Here is a 15165-nt window from a genome sequence, read left to right as displayed (position 1 = left end):
TAATCAACCAAGCTCATTCATTACGGCTGCAAGGGATTCCCTCCACGCTGGCAGCGTCACGCCAAAAGCATTCTTCAGCTTCTCATTACACAGGCGTGAATTATGCGGTCTCACGGCAGGCGTTGGATACTCGCTGCTCGGTATGGGCACAAGTTTCGCCAAAGTGCCCCTCGATAAACCATGCTTCCCCATCTCTTCCAGGATCGCGGCTGCAAACCCGCACCATGAGACGCTTCCACTGGCAGTCATGTGATAGATGCCGCGGCGATCACCCAACGCCTCGCCTATAGAAGTCCTGGCTGAAGAGGATCGCGCCACCAGCTTTTCGATAATCTTCCTTGTTGCGTCGGCCAGATCACGGCTCCAGGTCGGCGCGCCCACTTGATCATCCACAATTCTCAATTCCGGTCGTTCCGCAGCCAGCTTGAGAATGGTCTTTAGAAAATTCTTGCCGCGCGCGCCATACACCCATGACGTGCGAAATATCAGATGATTTCCGCCCACGGCTTCCACAGCCCGCTCGCCACTCAACTTGCTCGCGCCATACACGTTGAGCGGCGCTGTCGGATTGGTCTCGCTGTAGGGCGTGGCGCTCTTTCCGTCGAAAACATAGTCAGTGGAGTAGGTAATAAATAATGCGTCTAACCGCTTTGCTTCATCCGCCATCGCTGCCGGCGCTTCGGAATTTATTTTCATTGCGGCTTCAGGCTCAGATTCTGCCTGGTCAACCGCCGTATAAGCTGCGGTATTGACTATTACCGTCGGTTTTATCTTGCGAATCTCTTCCCGCACGCTATTTACGTCCAACAGATCGAACTCGGGCCGTCCCAAACAAATCATCTGGCCCAGCCCTTGAAATCGCTGGTTTGCTTCCCGTGCAAGTTGACCGTTACGGCCAACAATCACGATTTTTAGATCAGCTCGATTCATCCTGCAAAGACAATGTCCATGGTGAGTGCTGCTCGATTGATTTTTTCGAACGTCAAATTAGGCTAGAAAGCAGGCCTCTCCAGCAGCCCGCGAAGATATTGTCCGTATCCATTGGAGCTGTGCGCCTGCGCCAGGGCCTCAAGCTCCGCGGCGCTGATGAACCCAAGCTTGAATGCTATCTCTTCCGGACAGGAAACTTTCAGTCCCTGGCGCTTTTCAATGGTTTGAATAAAGGAAGAAGCTTCAAGCAGAGAGTCGTGTGTGCCTGTATCGAGCCATGCCATACCGCGGCCAAAGATTTCTGCCGCAAGGCGGCCACGCTCAAGATACCAGCGGTTCACGTCCGTAATCTCCAGTTCGCCACGCGCTGAAGGTTTCAACTGCGCCGCAACTTCCACGACCTCAGGATCGTAAAAGTACAGCCCCGTCACGGCGTAGCGGGACTTGGGTGCTTTGGGTTTTTCCTCAATGCTTAATGCCTTGCCCGCTCGATCAAACTCAATCACGCCGTAGCGCTCTGGGTCGTTGACCGGATAAGCAAAGACTGTCGCGCCTTCAGTCCGGGCTGAAGCGCTCCGCAGGCAATTTGACAGATCCTGCCCATAAAAAATGTTATCGCCCAAAATCAGCGCGCTCGCGCTTCCCGCAAGAAACTGCTTGCCAATGATGAATGCCTGCGCCAGACCTTCCGGCGCGGGCTGCACGGCATAACTTAAATTGAGTCCCCATCGGCGGCCATCCCCCAGGAGCTGCTCAAAGCGCGGCGTATCTGCAGGAGTGGAAATGATAAGAATGTTTCTGATCCGGGCCAGCATCAACACACTGATCGGATAGTAGATCATCGGCTTGTCATAAATGGGCAGCAGTTGCTTGGAAACAGCCTGGGTTACCGGATGCAACCGGCTTCCCGAGCCGCCCGCCAGAATAATGCCCTTACGTTCCTGATTCATGCCCTGATCCATAACTATGCCGGCCTTCACGGTGCGGTGTGATAGTGAAGATTGATCCATTCCCTGTATGCGCCTGAAGTCACGGATGCGACCCATTCTTCATGCGCCAAATACCACTCGACTGTCTTGCGCAATCCGCTGGAAAAACTTTCGCTCGGTGTCCATCCCAGTTCGCTGCGGATTTTGGTGCAGTCCATTGCGTATCGCCGATCGTGGCCGGGCCGGTCTTTGACATATGTGACCAATGATTCATATCCGCCGCCGGGCTTTAGCTCAGAAAGGACCGCACAAATCTCCCGGATCACCTCGATATTGCTCTTCTCACTGTTGCCGCCGATGTTGTAACACTCGCCTACGCGGCCCTTGCTTAGCACCTGGCGAATCGCTTCGCAATGGTCTTTAACATAAAGCCAATCGCGGACATTCAACCCGTCGCCATAAACCGGCAAAGGCTTTCCCATCGTCGCATTGTGGATCATCAGCGGAATCAGTTTTTCCGGAAACTGGTAAGGGCCATAATTGTTTGAGCAGTTGGTGGTCAGCGTGGGCAGTCGATACGTGTGATGAAACGCTCTCACCAGATGATCGGCAGAAGCTTTTGAAGCCGCATACGGGCTGTTGGGAGCAAATGGCGTCTTTTCCGTAAAGGCCGGATCGGTGGGTCCAAGCGATCCATATACTTCATCGGTTGAAACGTGCAGAAAACGAAAATTCTGCTTCTCCGTTTCAGCGAGACCGTTCCAATACTGGCGCGCGGCCTGAAGCAATTGGAACGTTCCCTCAATGTTGGTACGGATAAATTCCTGAGCATTGTGGATGGAACGGTCCACATGGCTTTCCGCTGCAAAATGAACGATTGCAACCGGCTTGTGGCGTTGCAGTAAATCGCTTACCAGCTCCGCATCATTGATGTCGCCACGCGCGAACACGTAACGATTGTCGTCGCTAAGCTCAGCCAGGTTGGCGGGATTCCCAGCGTATGTGAGCTTATCAAGGTTCACCACGCGCGAACCTTCCTGCGCCAGCCAATGCAATATGAAATTGGAGCCGATAAAACCAGCCCCGCCCGTCACCAGAATCGATTGCTGTGATCTTGTCATTTGTCGTTGTTACGGGAAGAGCACTTTGGCCGCTGCCGCTCCAATCACAAACGTGCTGATGATCTGGGTCCAATCCTTAAAGCCTCTCAGCGTTGCGCCTTTGTCCAGTTTTTCCGGCACCACAATCGTATCGCCCGGCATCAGTCGTGCCTGTTCAAAACTATTTACCAGCAGCCCATTGTGACCATGCTTGCTCACGGTTGTGCCGTCTGCGCGGATTACAAACGACCTGCCCTTGTCGCCGTTTTTTGTAGGACCGCCGGAAAGACGCATGTAATCGCTGACGGTCTTGTTCGGTTTGAAGATAAAAGAGTTGCTGTTGTAGACCGAGCCAATCACGTTCACCGTGGCCGGCTTGAATGGGACCAGCAATCGGTCACCATCCTCAAGCGGGAGGTCCGGTAATTTGCTCACATCATCGGCTGTAGGTTTAAGTTCAAGTACGATGCGTCCAGTCGCTCTCATCTGGCGGAGTTTGTCCAGCAACCGACGCTGGCCTTCAAGAGTTTGTCTTTCCGCCACTGCTTCGTCCCCGCTCAGACTCCTTTGCGCACCTGCGGTTCTCTCAATCGATTGCTCCAGGTCGTTGATGTACTCGTCCAGCCGTTTCTGCTGGTCTTCCCGGGTGGACTCACGCATGAATTCGGCGCCGTATAAATAAGCCTGCGGCGTAAGGCCGCCAACTCGCGCGATCAGGTGACGCAACGTTTCGCCGGGTTGGACTTGATAAACGCCGGCTGTGACAAACTCGCCTTCCAACCGAACAAATTTGGTCTGCTGTCCCGCCGGGACCTGCATATCGTTCTGCGAAAAGATTGTAATCACGTCGCCGGGCTCAAGAATTACATTTTCTCTTTCGTCACCGGCAATGGCTTTGCCCAGGTTAAAAGGCACCAGATGAGTACTGAGGTCCTGCGGATCCATTCTTAGAATGACCGCATATTCCCAATTAATTTCAGCCGCGGAACGCTTTACTTCATTCTTAAGCTCTTCCTGCTTGATGCGCTGCGCTTCTGTGCGTCCAACTCGCAATGCCAGGTCCTCGTCGCGTTGTTGCTGCGTGCGTTGATCGGGTGGTGTGGCTTGATTTCGTCCTGCTGGAGTGGAAGGCGGCGGATTCTGGGCTTCGGGCTGGTTCGCCGGAGCGTTTTTGTCGCGGTTCTCCTGGTCGCGCTGTTGGTCCTGCTCAACCTCTTCGCGCGACTTGAACGTTAGGCTTTCCAGATCAACGGCGAGCTTATTCTGGCGCTTCCAGAATTCTTGCGTGACCAGCGCATCGCGGCTGGGAATCAGGTCCTTGACGCGCATTCCCTGCCGCCACGGGTAACGGCCCGGCACAGCCACGTTGCCACGCAAGGTAACGGCATTGTCAAATCGTGGCGAAATATGAAGGACCCGTACGATGTCGCCATCCCGCAGCTCCGTCTTTAATCCAGTGCTTGAAAGATCCAGCTCAGCGGTATGGCGGACCTTGCGATCGTCAATGCGGTTAACAAACGTTTTCTGCCCGGAAGCGGTAGTGGTAAAACCGTCGGCATAGCCAAGGACTTCGCCCAGCGTCTCATGCTCTTTCAATTCGTAAATCCCCGGCACGTTGACGCTGCCGGCCAGTGCAACCAGGCGGCCTACAGGCGGCACCCAGATTACATCGCCAGAAAGCAATTGCACGTCCTTGCTCTTGTCGCCAAAAGCGATCAGGTTGTAAAGATCGAAGTCGGTCACGTCTTTGCCCTGGCGCTTCAGCACGATGTGCCGCATAGAGCCGCGCTTGGATGGGCCTCCGGACGCGAACAGCGCATTCACCAGCGTGCTTAACGAGCTGACTGTGTAAGAGCCCGGACGCCGCACTTGGCCAACCACAAATACCTGGACAGCGCGCAGGCGCCCCATCGTGACATCAAGATCAAAGTTCTTGAACACGCGGCTGATTGCCGCCTTCATATATGCATTCAGCTGGTCATAGCGCACACCCGCCACGCTGATAGGGCCCACTTTGGGCAGGTAGATTGCGCCGGTGCGGTCCACCACGGCACGATAGTTAACGTCAATCTGACCCCAGGCGCGCACCAGCAATTCGTCGCCGGGCCCGATCAGATAATCTGGCGTGACTGGAATGCGGTCCACCGGCGCAAAAGTGGACGGAACATTGTGGAAGAGGCTTTGGCCGAATATGTTGAGGTGGTAACCAAGCGAACTGGTTACAAAATCCTGGAATTCGATGTCAGGCTCCGGGGGAGGCGCTACAAATTCAGGAACTCTCGCCGATTCTCTTTGCATCCGTTCCTGTGCCGATTCCTCGATGCGATCCTCAAATGGTTGTTGTTGCTGCAGCGGTGGCTGTGAACTTGGGATGTTCGTGATATGGATGCCGCTAGACGGACGATCAAAACGGTCAGGGGGCGTGGGCGAAGCTGACGGGCTTTGCGCGAAACCAAGGCCAACGCAAATGAAGAAAGAAATTAGAACTAATGAATAGCGCAAAAATTTCATCTTGAGATGCAAGTCTCCGAAACATGACGCTCACGCAAACTAAGCCAGCCGGCGCGCCTGCAACGCATCTCCGGGGTCAACAGTTGGGTTAAACGATAGGCGTCAATGATCAGAACTATATCGCAAAATCTTGTGCTTTGCCTAGCATTCGCGCAATGGAAGCATAGTCGGCAGAGGGGTTTGCGGCCCAGGAGATTGTAAAGATCAATAAAAATAAGACCGAGAAATTACAGGATTCAAGAAGTAACAATCGAATAGAGCGACGAATCGATGAGGAAGTTCGGTGAGGATTCTGCACTGAAACTTCCCAGGTCATTTTGCAACCGATATCCAAAGAGATGTACGCGTCAGATTCCCCTTCTGCGGGACTGCATAATTTGGCGCTCGATATTTCCCTTACGCTGATAAAATAAACGCACGGGCCCGTAGCTCAGTTGGATAGAGCATCTGCCTTCTAAGCAGAGGGTCGCCCGTTCGAATCGGGCCGGGCCTACCATCTTCCAGCACGGCGAGGCGATACCCTTCCTAACGCGCGCTGCTCGAAGAAGCGAGTTGAGCTTCAGCCCCCACCCTTGCTAAATCTGCATCCACCATCATGGCAACCAGTTCTTCCAGACTTGTTTTGGGCTTCCATCCCAATACCGCTCTGGCTTTTGCGGCATTGCCTACCAGAACGTCCACCTCGGCCGGCCGCTCAAATTTCTTGTCAGTCACAACATATTTCTCGTAGTCGAGATCCACATGCCGGAAGGCCAGCCGGCAAAAGTCGCGAACACTGGTGCAGCGGCCCGTGGCAACCACGTAGTCGTCGGCCGTCTCTTGCTGGAGCATCATCCACATGGCTTCAACGTAGTCAGCCGCGTAGCCCCAGTCACGCTTTGCTTCCATGTTTCCCAGCCGTAGCTCGCTCTGCAATCCGAGCTTGATCCTTGCCACCCCGTCGCTGATTTTGCGGGTGACAAATTCGATCCCGCGCAAAGGAGATTCGTGATTAAACAAAATGCCGCTGCAGGCAAACGTCTTGAAGCTCTCACGATAGTTGACGGTCATCCAGTGGGCATAGAGCTTTGCCACGCCGTAGGGACTTCGCGGATAAAAAGGTGTGCGCTCCGACTGGACCGGCTCCTGTATCTTGCCGAACATCTCACTGCTTGAAGCCTGGTAAAAGCGAATCGCAGGATCGGTGAGCCGGATTGCCTCAAGCAGATTCACCGCGCCAATCCCAGTCGTCATCCCCGTCAAGACAGGCTGCATCCACGATGTCGCCACAAAGCTCTGTGCGCCAAGGTTATAAACTTCATCAGCGGAAATCGCGGCAAGCAGCCGCGTGAGCGACGACAAATCAGTTAAATCGCCCTCCATCAAATCCACTTCATTCTCAATGCCCAGATGCCGCAGACGCCATTGCGTGTCAGAAGATCGCCGGGCCAAAAGGCCGTACACCTTGTAACCTTTTTCCAAAAGGAGCTTTGATAGGTATGCGCCATCCTGTCCCGTCACTCCGGTGATCAACGCTTTTTTGCTCATTCCAGCCTTCTCCCGCGATTCAGCGGGCTTCGGACAACGTGCACGATTTTACCTGACGCTCTGCGAGTAAAGATAAGCGGACCTACTTCGCTTTTGCCAACTGCTCCATCTCTTTTTCGTCGATGATCTGCACTCCCAGCTCGCGCGCCTTATCCAGCTTGGAGCCGGGATCTTCTCCGGCGATCACGTAATCCGTCTTTTTACTCACGGCGCTCGAAACTTTTCCTCCCGCATCTTCCACCAACTTCTTTGCAGCCTCGCGCGAATAATTTGCCAGCGTGCCGGTGATCACAAACGTTTTCCCCGCCAGCGCAGTGCCGCGCTGTTTTTTTTCACCTTTGAAGTTCAGATACTTGCCCAGCCGTTTTACCAGGTCGCGATTGCGAGGCTCGGCAAAAAATTCCTGAATGCTATTGGCAATGCGCGGGCCAACTTCATCCACTTCCTGCAATGATTCTGCGGACGCATTCATCAGAGCATCCATCGAGCCGAAATGTTCCGCAAGAAACTTGGCCGTGCGTTCCCCCACAAAGCGGATTCCCAGGCCATAGATCACGCGTTCCAGCGGCAGCTTGCGGGATTGCTCAATTTCTCGAAGCAGGTTCGCCGCTGATTTTTCTCCTACGCGTTCAAGGCTCAGCAATTTCTCCTGGTTCAACTCATAGACATCCGCCAGGTCTTTCACCAGACCACGGCTTGAAAGCTGGTTGACCATGGATTCACCCATGCCCTCAATATTCATCACAGAGCGCGCCGCAAAATGCAGAATACTTTCACGCAGCTTGGCGGGGCACGCCGTGTTCACGCAGCGATGATCGGCTTCGCCTTCCACGCGAACCACGTGGCCGCCGCATTCCGGGCATCGCTCCGGCATGTGGAATATCTTGTGGCCGCGCGGGTGCTCTTTATCAGAAATAACTTTCACAACCTTTGGAATCACGTCGCCGCCGCGCTCAATCACCACCCAGTCGCCGATCTTCACTTCCAGACGGTCGATCTCATCCTGGTTGTGGAGCGTTGCGCGTGTTACCGTTGTGCCGCCAATCGAAACAGGCTTAAGCGCGGCCACCGGCGTCAGCTTGCCCGTGCGGCCCACCTGAACAAGAATGTCTTCAATCCGGCTGGTACCGCTGCGCGCGGCATATTTGTATGCAATGGCCCAGCGAGGAGCTTTACCGGTGAAGCCAAGCCGCTGCTGCGTTCGCGTGGAGTTTACCTTGATGACAACACCGTCAATTTCATAAGGTAACTTGTCCCGCAACTGCTCGCACTTGGCAATAAATTCCAGAACCTGATCAATATCGCGCGCCAACCGATGATTTGCATTCACCTTGAATCCCAGCGCCTGAAGCGCTTTCAGCGAATCATCATGATGCTCGGGGTACAACTTGCCATCCACCAAGAGGAAGTAAGAGTAAAAATCCAGCCGCCGCTGGGCCACAATGTTTGGCTCCAGCACGCGGATGGTCCCGGCAGCGGCATTGCGCGGGTTGGCAAACTTGCTTAGCTCCTGCCGCTCTCGGTCCTCATTCATGCGCTCAAAAGCCAGCAACGGCATAATCACTTCGCCGCGAACCTCAAAGTCCGCAGGGACTCCAGCTTTTTTTAAAACACCGGCAGGCACAGAAAGCGGAACTGACCGCATGGTCCTCACATTCGATGTCACGTCTTCTCCCACGGTGCCATCGCCGCGCGTCGCTCCCTTGAGCAGCTGGCCGCTCTGATACGTAAGCGCCAGTGACATGCCATCCAGCTTGAACTCGCAAACATATTCCAGCTTTTCACTGCCCGCTGACTCGCGCACACGGCGGTCCCAGTCGCGCAGTTCCTGCTCGTTGTAGGCATTATCCAGTGAAAGCATGGGACGCGAATGGACGACCTTGGGAAAGCCTTCCGCCGGTTTGCCGCCCACGCGCTGACTAGGCGAGTCAGTGGTAATCAACTCTGGGTGCGCCGCTTCCAGCTGCTTCAACTCCTGCATCAGCCGATCAAATTCGGCGTCGGGAAGTTCAGGCGCGTCCAGGACGTAATAAAGATGTTCGTGATGGCGGATCGTCTCGCGCAGTTCCTCGATCTGGCGCTCTACGTCCCGGTCTTTCACTCGATCATTCGTCCGATTATTGGTCACCCGATCTTTGGCGGCAGGTGTCATGGGCTCATTATATTTGGAAGACTGGCCAGATTATTCGCCCAGAATGATTCGCGGATTGAGAAGTGTGGTGCGCACAAACGCGCCCGTGCCCTTCGCTTTTTGGGTTCGCGAAGGGCCGAGTAAAGGCGTCAATGTATTTCGGGATCGAGCTATGCCGCGCATTCAAGGCGGGCGGAGAAACGCTAGTCGCGGTCAGAACGGGAGTCGCGGTCTTTGCGGATCTTTTTCTTTGCCCGCTTGCGCGCTAGGGCCTGTTTCACGCGCTTCTTCTCGCCCGGCTTCAGATAATACGAGTGGCGCTTTACTTCCTTAATAATGTCCTCTGTCTGGACTTTACGTTTAAACCGGCGCAGCGCATTTTCCAGCGGCTCGCCTTCCTGTAATCGGACTTCTGCCAAGCTTTTCCTCCGTGCCAAAGTTAAGTGGATGCTTAATTGGGACTCTTTAAATTGTGCTCTTAAGAGGATACATCACTCCGCGCCAAAATGCCGCCTCCGTGAGCCACTGCCCCCTGAAAATGTTGGCGTCCTCATTTGGACGTTCCGACCGTTCCTTTTCTCCGTGTCTCCGCGCCTCGGCTAGAACTTCAGCGTCTTCAGGTGTTCCGATCACCCAATCTCGCGAGCCCACCCATGCCTAATCTAGCATTCCAAAAGGATTTAACCGAGGTCAGCCCAACGGAATCCCAACCGGGCCCCGTCCAGGCGCCGTTTTCGCGCGGATGGACAGAGGCCACGGCGGTTGCGCTATGTTGAACTCGATTGCTCCCTTTACGTGCTGTGCTTTGGCGACCGGCGGAGAAGTAGCTAAAGCAGACATCGGTTACACCATACGTCCTATGACCACATTTGCGGTAACAAAGTACGTGGGCTCGCTGGTTGTCCCTAGATGAGGAATTGTCAAAAAGCACCTCAGCGGCTGAAGCCGTCTAAGTACCTGATCTTACCGCAGGCCTAAAGGCCTGCTCCACCCCGTGACCCTGCTGCTCTATTTTTCATCCTGTACGTTCCGAAGGATTACAATTTCCTCAGCAACCTTCACATTTGGAGCCACCATGACCAAAGACGAGATCCTCAAAAAGCACAAGCAGTATCTCTTCCCTTCCGTCTCTACGTATTACTCTGACCCGCTGGTGACGGACCGCGCCAGCATGCAGCACCTGTGGGACGTGGACGGAAACAAGTACCTGGACTTCTTTGGCGGGATTGTGACGATTTCCGTAGGGCATGCCAACCCGCGCGTGACCGGCAAGATGAAGGCGCAGGTAGACCGGCTGCAGCATGCGTCGACGGTCTTCCCTAATGAAGCGGTGGTGGCGCTGGCGGAAAAGATTGCCCAGATCACTCCGGGTGAGATTAGCCAGAGTTTCTTCACCAATAGCGGCAGTGAAGCCAATGAATACGCGGTGCAACTGGCGCGCATGTTTACCGGGCGATTTGAGATTGTGGCGCTGCGGCACGGCTACAGTGGACGCTCACAGCTAACGCAGTCGCTGACGGCGCACAACACCTGGCGGAAATCGCTGCCGGTGCCCGCGCCGGGCGTGGTGCATGCCATGAACGCGTATTGCTATCGCTGCCCGCTGGGCAAGACTTACCCAAGCTGTGAGGTGGCTTGCGCGAAGGACGTTGAAGCGGTGATCCAGACTTCGACTTCTGGACAGATTGCCGGATTTCTGGCCGAGCCCATCCAGGGCGTGGGCGGATTCATTACGCCGCCGAAGGAATATTTCAAAATCGTTTTTAAGATCGTGAAGGATTATGGCGGAGTGTTTATCTCCGACGAAGTGCAGACCGGCTGGGGACGCACCGGCAAACGCTGGTTTGGAATCGAACAATGGGAAGTTACGCCGGACATTATCACTGCCGCAAAAGGCCTTGCGAACGGCTCACCGGTGGGATTGACGGCGACTCGTCCGGATATTGCCGCCAGTTTCAAGGGGCTGCACATTTCGACTTTCGGCGGAAATCCGGTGACGTCAGTGGCGGCCAAAGCGACGATTGAAGTGATTGAAGAAGATCGCCTGATGGACAATGCTGACACGGTTGGCCGCTACTACCGTGACGGGCTTGAGGCTCTGAAAGAGAAGCACGATCTTATTGGCGATGTGCGCGGCATGGGACTGTTGCAGGCGATTGAGCTGGTAAAAAATCGCACGACCAAAGAACCTGCGCCGGAAGCCACCAGTCAGTTCATGGAGCAGTGCCGCAAAGGCGGTTTGATTGTGGGCAAAGGCGGCCTGTTTGGAAACGTGATTCGCACGTCGCCGCCGCTGAACATTTCCAAAGGAGATGTGGATGAGGCGATCCGCATCATGGATCAGGCTTTTACGGCGATGTCTCCGCAGATGGTTGGGGCGGCGAGCAGAAGTTAGAACAATCCGCTCAGGCGGGAGAAGTTAATGGTCTTTGAAAACCTAGCAACTGGCGACTGGCGGTTCTCCAAACTAATCGCCCATAGCTGCGTGCGGGTCGATGCGGGAGATATCACGCGCCATTCCGGAGCCATGGGTCGCTACCTGTGAGAAAGCTGCCGCAGCCACCGGCGCCGGATGCTCCCAGTCATAACCCTCTTCTCCATGCTGAGATAGATCGAGACCCTGAATCTCATGATGCTCAGGCACACGCAAACCGATGACGGCATCGACCACTTTCAAGATGGCCAGCGTTCCCACCACCGCCAACGCAGCGGCAATCCCAACGCCGATTGCTTGATTGGCGAACTGATGTGTGTTCCCTTCCAGCGCGCCGGAGGCAAGCACGCGTCCGCCGGAATCTTTGAAGATGGGATTCACGGCGCTGCTGGCGAAGACGCCCGTGAGCAGCGCGCCCAGAGTTCCGCCTGCGCCGTGAATGCCGAAAGCGTCGAGTGAATCGTCATAGCCGAAGCGAGCTTTTACGTGTGCGACCATCAGGTAACAGAAGACTCCGGCGATCGCGCCAATGCCAAGAGCTGCCATCGGCGTAACAAAGCCTGCTGCAGGCGTGATGGCTACCAAACCCGCGACTGCGCCGGAGATCGCGCCAAGAGCGCTGGGCTTGCCGTTGCGCAGCCACTCGGCAGCTACCCATCCAATGACGGCAGTGGCAGCGGCAAAGTGCGTCGCCACAAAAGCGCTGGTGGCCAGGCTGCCCGCGCTGAGTGCGCTGCCGGCGTTGAAGCCGAACCATCCCACCCAGAGCAGACACGCGCCAATAAAACTCAGCACCATGCTGTGCGGCGGCATGGCCTGCCGCGGATAACCGATGCGATGGCCAAGATACAACGCGCAGACCAGTGCGGAAACTCCAGAGGTGACGTGGACAACGGTGCCGCCGGCGAAGTCGAGCATCGGGAAGCGCCCACCCAGCGCGGCGTTGAGCAAACCGCCTTTGCCCCAGACCATGTGCGCCATCGGGCTATAAACAATGGCCGACCACAGCACCATAAAAACCACCATGGCGCTGAACTTCATCCGCTCTGCAAAAGCTCCGGTGATGAGCGCGGGCGTGATGATGGCAAACATGAGCTGGTAGATCATGAAAGTTTGCGCCGGAATGGTTGCAGCGTAGTCGGGATCAGGCTGCGCGCCTACGCCATGGAGAAAGAGATTATGCAGTCCGCCGATGAAACTGTTGCCTTCGCCGAAAGACAGACTATACCCGACGATGGCCCAAACAACGGTCACAACGGCCATCAGGGCAAAGCTTTGCATCATGGTGGCCAGAACATTTTTCTTGCGCACTAGGCCGCCATAAAAAAGCGCAAGCCCTGGGCCGGTCATCAACAGGACGAGTGCAGAGCTCATGAGCATCCATGCGTTGTCGGCGGAGCCTTTGGAGTCTGCGATTTGTTGCTCCAGTTTGGCGATGCGGTCGCTTTGGGTGTCCGCGTGCGTGAGCCCAGCAGATTGCGCCGGCAGAACCAGGGGCGAGCACAAGAAAAACAAAGCCAACAAACAGCGCAGGAACTTTGACATAGTGTTGTTCAGCTCCACGGCCATGAAGGAATTAGCTTGAAAGACACTGTAGCGACTGCGGAGCATAGAGGGAAATCGAAAAAAATTTATGGGCGCTATAAGATGTTTGATCTTGCAAAGAAGCGGATTCATGAAATGCGGATCGGCAAGAGAGCAATAGACTCCTCAAGACGTGGTTCTTGCCGAGGCGCTCAGATTAAAGATCCTGTGCTGTGATCGCCGGCTGCTCAAATAACTGCATTGCCTGCACGATTTTCTGCGGAAACCTTATTTTTTGCCGGATCTGGCTGGCTTTCTCTTTCGAAAGGGTAAACAACTTTGCCTAAGTTGCTCAAATAGTAAACTGCGAGGTGAACAATTCTTGCTCGCACGCGGGTAGTATTGATCCATCATGCTAGTTGAGGTGTTTAATTTGCGCCGACGCAAGCCGCACGCAGCTGAACCCGACCGCCTTCTTGATCACTTGAGCAAGGTTGAGCAGGACCTACAGAAATGGATCGGCGATTCACCAAAAAACGCGGCCTTGTTCCAGCGTGATCCGCTGGGCGCCATGCGCGCCGCCGGGCTCAACCTGGAAGATGACATCATGCTCGAACTTGAGATGATTACCAAGTCGATTGCTAAAAAACTCAAGTGAGATTTCTTGAGCTAATCGCTACTTTGACTGAAACGATTCCGCTACCGATGGCAGGCCTTCCACGCGTCCGGCGATGATCGCCTGAAATTCTTGCAGCAGTTCGGCATGTAGCAAAGTGTTGCTGCCCAGTACTTCGCGGCTATCGATATTAAATGGCCCGCCGGTAAAGTTCGTGACAGTGCCGCCCGCCTCTTGCACCAGCAGAACGCCCGCGGCGGTGTCCCATGAGTTGAGATTGAACTCCCAGTAAGCGTCATAGCGTCCGCACGCCAGGTAACAAAGGTCAAGCGCCGCGGAGCCCGCGCGACGTACACCATGAGATCGCAACGTGATCTGGTGATAAAAGTGGATGTTCGGGTTCTTATGCCGTTTGTGGCTGGGAAAGCCGGTAGCCACAAGACTTTCTTTTAACTTTGCGACGGAAGAGACGTGAATCGCGCGGCCATTCAGAAATGAGCCGCCATCTTTTACCGCGGCAAACATCTCATCGCGTGAAGGATCGTAAACTACTCCCGCGATTCTATCGCCTTTGTACTCCAGCGCCATGGAAACGCAAAACACCGGATAGCCATGGGCGAAGTTCGTTGTGCCGTCGAGCGGGTCAATGTGCCAGCGGAAGTCGCTGCCGGTTTCGCGGCGGCTGCCTTCTTCCCCAATCAGGTCATGCTCAGGCCACTGCTTGCGAATTCGCTCGACAATCAGTTGCTCTGAAGCCCGATCCGCCTTCGTAACCAGATCGGCATCGCCCTTGTATTCGATGGAAACTTTGCCGAAAAATGACATGAGCAGAGCACCGACCTCACGGGCCAGTTCCTGCATGGGATGAATGTAGTCTTCTTTAGGGGACATCAGCGCGCGCGGCGCCCGGTATCTTCCGCAATGTACATAATTTCGTGCTTGAAGATAAACAAATTGGGCGAGCCTTCGCGGGTAAGGCGTACCATGCCTACGTCGTAGTATTCAATCCAGCCGTGCAACGCTTCTCCGCAGACCAGTTTCACGGTCACCGGCGTCTGTTTCTCACCCAGAGCTTTCAGGTAAGAGGACTCCATTCCCGTATCATCCGGAGGCGGAGTTTTGGTGGTCTTTTTGGTAAAGGCTGGGGCGGCTGCACGGAAAGACATGCCGATATTCTAGCGCAAAAAGTCGCCAGCAGTCGCAGAAAAAGCAGTTACTAACGGACTCAACCGGCAGCGGCCCGCAATCAGCAACTAAAGACTTAACCGCAAAGGACGCAACGGTCGCGAAGGAGCGAAGGGCCGTTCCCTGCTCCTTCGTGTTCTTTGCGACCTTTGTGGTAAGCCATCGGATGAATGCTGGAACTTTGCGCATGTTAACTTCGAGGGTCGGTAAGCGCACCAAAAAATTCAACCCAATATTCCTTTGCGACCTTCGCGTCCTTTGCGGTATAAATTTGGCCG

Annotated in this window: 12 protein-coding genes and 1 tRNA gene; 3 read left to right on the top strand and 10 right to left on the bottom strand. The window is 54.9% G+C overall.

The features are described from left to right. Positions 1–3: 3 nt before the first annotated feature. The 4 genes from rfbD to LAO76_08010 form a co-directional block, all read right to left on the bottom strand. On the bottom strand, positions 4–930 hold the full coding sequence (gene rfbD / locus LAO76_08025) for a dTDP-4-dehydrorhamnose reductase (GenBank protein MBZ5490863.1): 927 nt from the start codon (positions 928–930) through the stop codon (positions 4–6). 62 nt (positions 931–992) lie between these two features. After that, positions 993–1880 carry a glucose-1-phosphate thymidylyltransferase RfbA gene (gene rfbA, locus LAO76_08020; GenBank protein ID MBZ5490862.1) on the bottom strand — a complete coding sequence of 296 codons (888 nt, stop codon included), beginning with the start codon at positions 1878–1880 and terminating at the stop codon, positions 993–995. Positions 1881–1906: 26 nt separating this feature from the next. Continuing rightward, on the bottom strand, positions 1907–2980 hold the full coding sequence (rfbB, locus tag LAO76_08015) for a dTDP-glucose 4,6-dehydratase (GenBank protein MBZ5490861.1): 1074 nt from the start codon (positions 2978–2980) through the stop codon (positions 1907–1909). A 9-nt stretch (positions 2981–2989) separates the two neighbouring features. Next, complete coding sequence (locus tag LAO76_08010) at positions 2990–5470, bottom strand: SLBB domain-containing protein (GenBank protein ID MBZ5490860.1); 2481 nt, start codon at positions 5468–5470, stop codon at positions 2990–2992. A 419-nt stretch (positions 5471–5889) separates the two neighbouring features. Between LAO76_08010 and LAO76_08005 the strand changes: the two genes are divergently transcribed. Continuing rightward, positions 5890–5966 (top strand) — tRNA-Arg (locus LAO76_08005). A gap of 29 nt (positions 5967–5995) precedes the next feature. On the opposite strand, the gene gmd is transcribed toward LAO76_08005, so the two are convergent. The 3 genes from gmd to rpsU all read right to left on the bottom strand — a co-directional run bounded on the left by gmd (position 5996) and on the right by rpsU (position 9547). After that, positions 5996–6997 carry a GDP-mannose 4,6-dehydratase gene (gmd, locus tag LAO76_08000; GenBank protein MBZ5490859.1) on the bottom strand — a complete coding sequence of 334 codons (1002 nt, stop codon included), beginning with the start codon at positions 6995–6997 and terminating at the stop codon, positions 5996–5998. A gap of 82 nt (positions 6998–7079) precedes the next feature. Then, entirely contained in the window at positions 7080–9149 is a 2070-nt protein-coding gene (ligA, locus tag LAO76_07995) for an NAD-dependent DNA ligase LigA (GenBank protein ID MBZ5490858.1), read from the bottom strand. Between the two features lie 182 nt (positions 9150–9331). Then, complete coding sequence (gene rpsU / locus LAO76_07990) at positions 9332–9547, bottom strand: 30S ribosomal protein S21 (GenBank protein ID MBZ5490857.1); 216 nt, start codon at positions 9545–9547, stop codon at positions 9332–9334. Positions 9548–10203: 656 nt separating this feature from the next. Between rpsU and LAO76_07985 the strand changes: the two genes are divergently transcribed. Beyond that, positions 10204–11523 (top strand): aspartate aminotransferase family protein, encoded by a 1320-nt coding sequence (locus tag LAO76_07985; GenBank protein MBZ5490856.1) that lies wholly within the window; start codon positions 10204–10206, stop codon positions 11521–11523. Positions 11524–11595: 72 nt separating this feature from the next. Here LAO76_07985 and LAO76_07980 read toward each other — a convergent pair whose 3' ends face one another. Continuing rightward, the gene (locus LAO76_07980) at positions 11596–13107 is read right to left on the bottom strand and encodes an ammonium transporter (GenBank protein ID MBZ5490855.1); all 1512 of its coding nucleotides are present in this window, start codon (positions 13105–13107) and stop codon (positions 11596–11598) included. Positions 13108–13498: 391 nt separating this feature from the next. Here LAO76_07980 and LAO76_07975 point away from each other — a divergent pair, with 391 nt between their 5' ends. Next, a complete protein-coding gene (locus tag LAO76_07975; GenBank protein ID MBZ5490854.1) occupies positions 13499–13744 on the top strand; it encodes a hypothetical protein in 246 nt (81 codons plus the stop codon). A gap of 18 nt (positions 13745–13762) precedes the next feature. On the opposite strand, the gene LAO76_07970 is transcribed toward LAO76_07975, so the two are convergent. Continuing rightward, on the bottom strand, positions 13763–14593 hold the full coding sequence (locus LAO76_07970; protein ID MBZ5490853.1) for an inositol monophosphatase: 831 nt from the start codon (positions 14591–14593) through the stop codon (positions 13763–13765). Next, complete coding sequence (locus LAO76_07965; GenBank protein ID MBZ5490852.1) at positions 14593–14868, bottom strand: RNA chaperone Hfq; 276 nt, start codon at positions 14866–14868, stop codon at positions 14593–14595. Before LAO76_07965 ends, LAO76_07970 begins: the two co-directional genes overlap by 1 nt. Between the last annotated feature and the right edge of the window lie 297 nt (positions 14869–15165).

Source organism: Terriglobia bacterium, from assembly GCA_020072645.1.
Taxonomy (GTDB): Bacteria; Acidobacteriota; Terriglobia; order Terriglobales; family Acidobacteriaceae; genus Angelobacter.
The sequence above is the reverse complement of the archived record's forward strand: the minus strand, read 5'-3'. Positions and strand labels throughout refer to the sequence as shown.

What these genes read in the sequence shown, in the direction of transcription:
- rfbD (MBZ5490863.1), bottom strand. Translation starts at nt 930, where the DNA reads ATGAATCGAGCTGATCTAAAAATCGTGATTGTTGGCCGTAACGGTCAA.
- rfbA (MBZ5490862.1), bottom strand. Translation starts at nt 1,880, where the DNA reads ATGAATCAGGAACGTAAGGGCATTATTCTGGCGGGCGGCTCGGGAAGC.
- rfbB (MBZ5490861.1), bottom strand. Translation starts at nt 2,980, where the DNA reads ATGACAAGATCACAGCAATCGATTCTGGTGACGGGCGGGGCTGGTTTT.
- LAO76_08010 (MBZ5490860.1), bottom strand. Translation starts at nt 5,470, where the DNA reads ATGAAATTTTTGCGCTATTCATTAGTTCTAATTTCTTTCTTCATTTGC.
- gmd (MBZ5490859.1), bottom strand. Translation starts at nt 6,997, where the DNA reads ATGAGCAAAAAAGCGTTGATCACCGGAGTGACGGGACAGGATGGCGCA.
- ligA (MBZ5490858.1), bottom strand. Translation starts at nt 9,149, where the DNA reads ATGACACCTGCCGCCAAAGATCGGGTGACCAATAATCGGACGAATGAT.
- LAO76_07985 (MBZ5490856.1), top strand. Translation starts at nt 10,204, where the DNA reads ATGACCAAAGACGAGATCCTCAAAAAGCACAAGCAGTATCTCTTCCCT.
- LAO76_07980 (MBZ5490855.1), bottom strand. Translation starts at nt 13,107, where the DNA reads ATGTCAAAGTTCCTGCGCTGTTTGTTGGCTTTGTTTTTCTTGTGCTCG.
- LAO76_07975 (MBZ5490854.1), top strand. Translation starts at nt 13,499, where the DNA reads ATGCTAGTTGAGGTGTTTAATTTGCGCCGACGCAAGCCGCACGCAGCT.
- LAO76_07970 (MBZ5490853.1), bottom strand. Translation starts at nt 14,593, where the DNA reads ATGTCCCCTAAAGAAGACTACATTCATCCCATGCAGGAACTGGCCCGT.
- LAO76_07965 (MBZ5490852.1), bottom strand. Translation starts at nt 14,868, where the DNA reads ATGTCTTTCCGTGCAGCCGCCCCAGCCTTTACCAAAAAGACCACCAAA.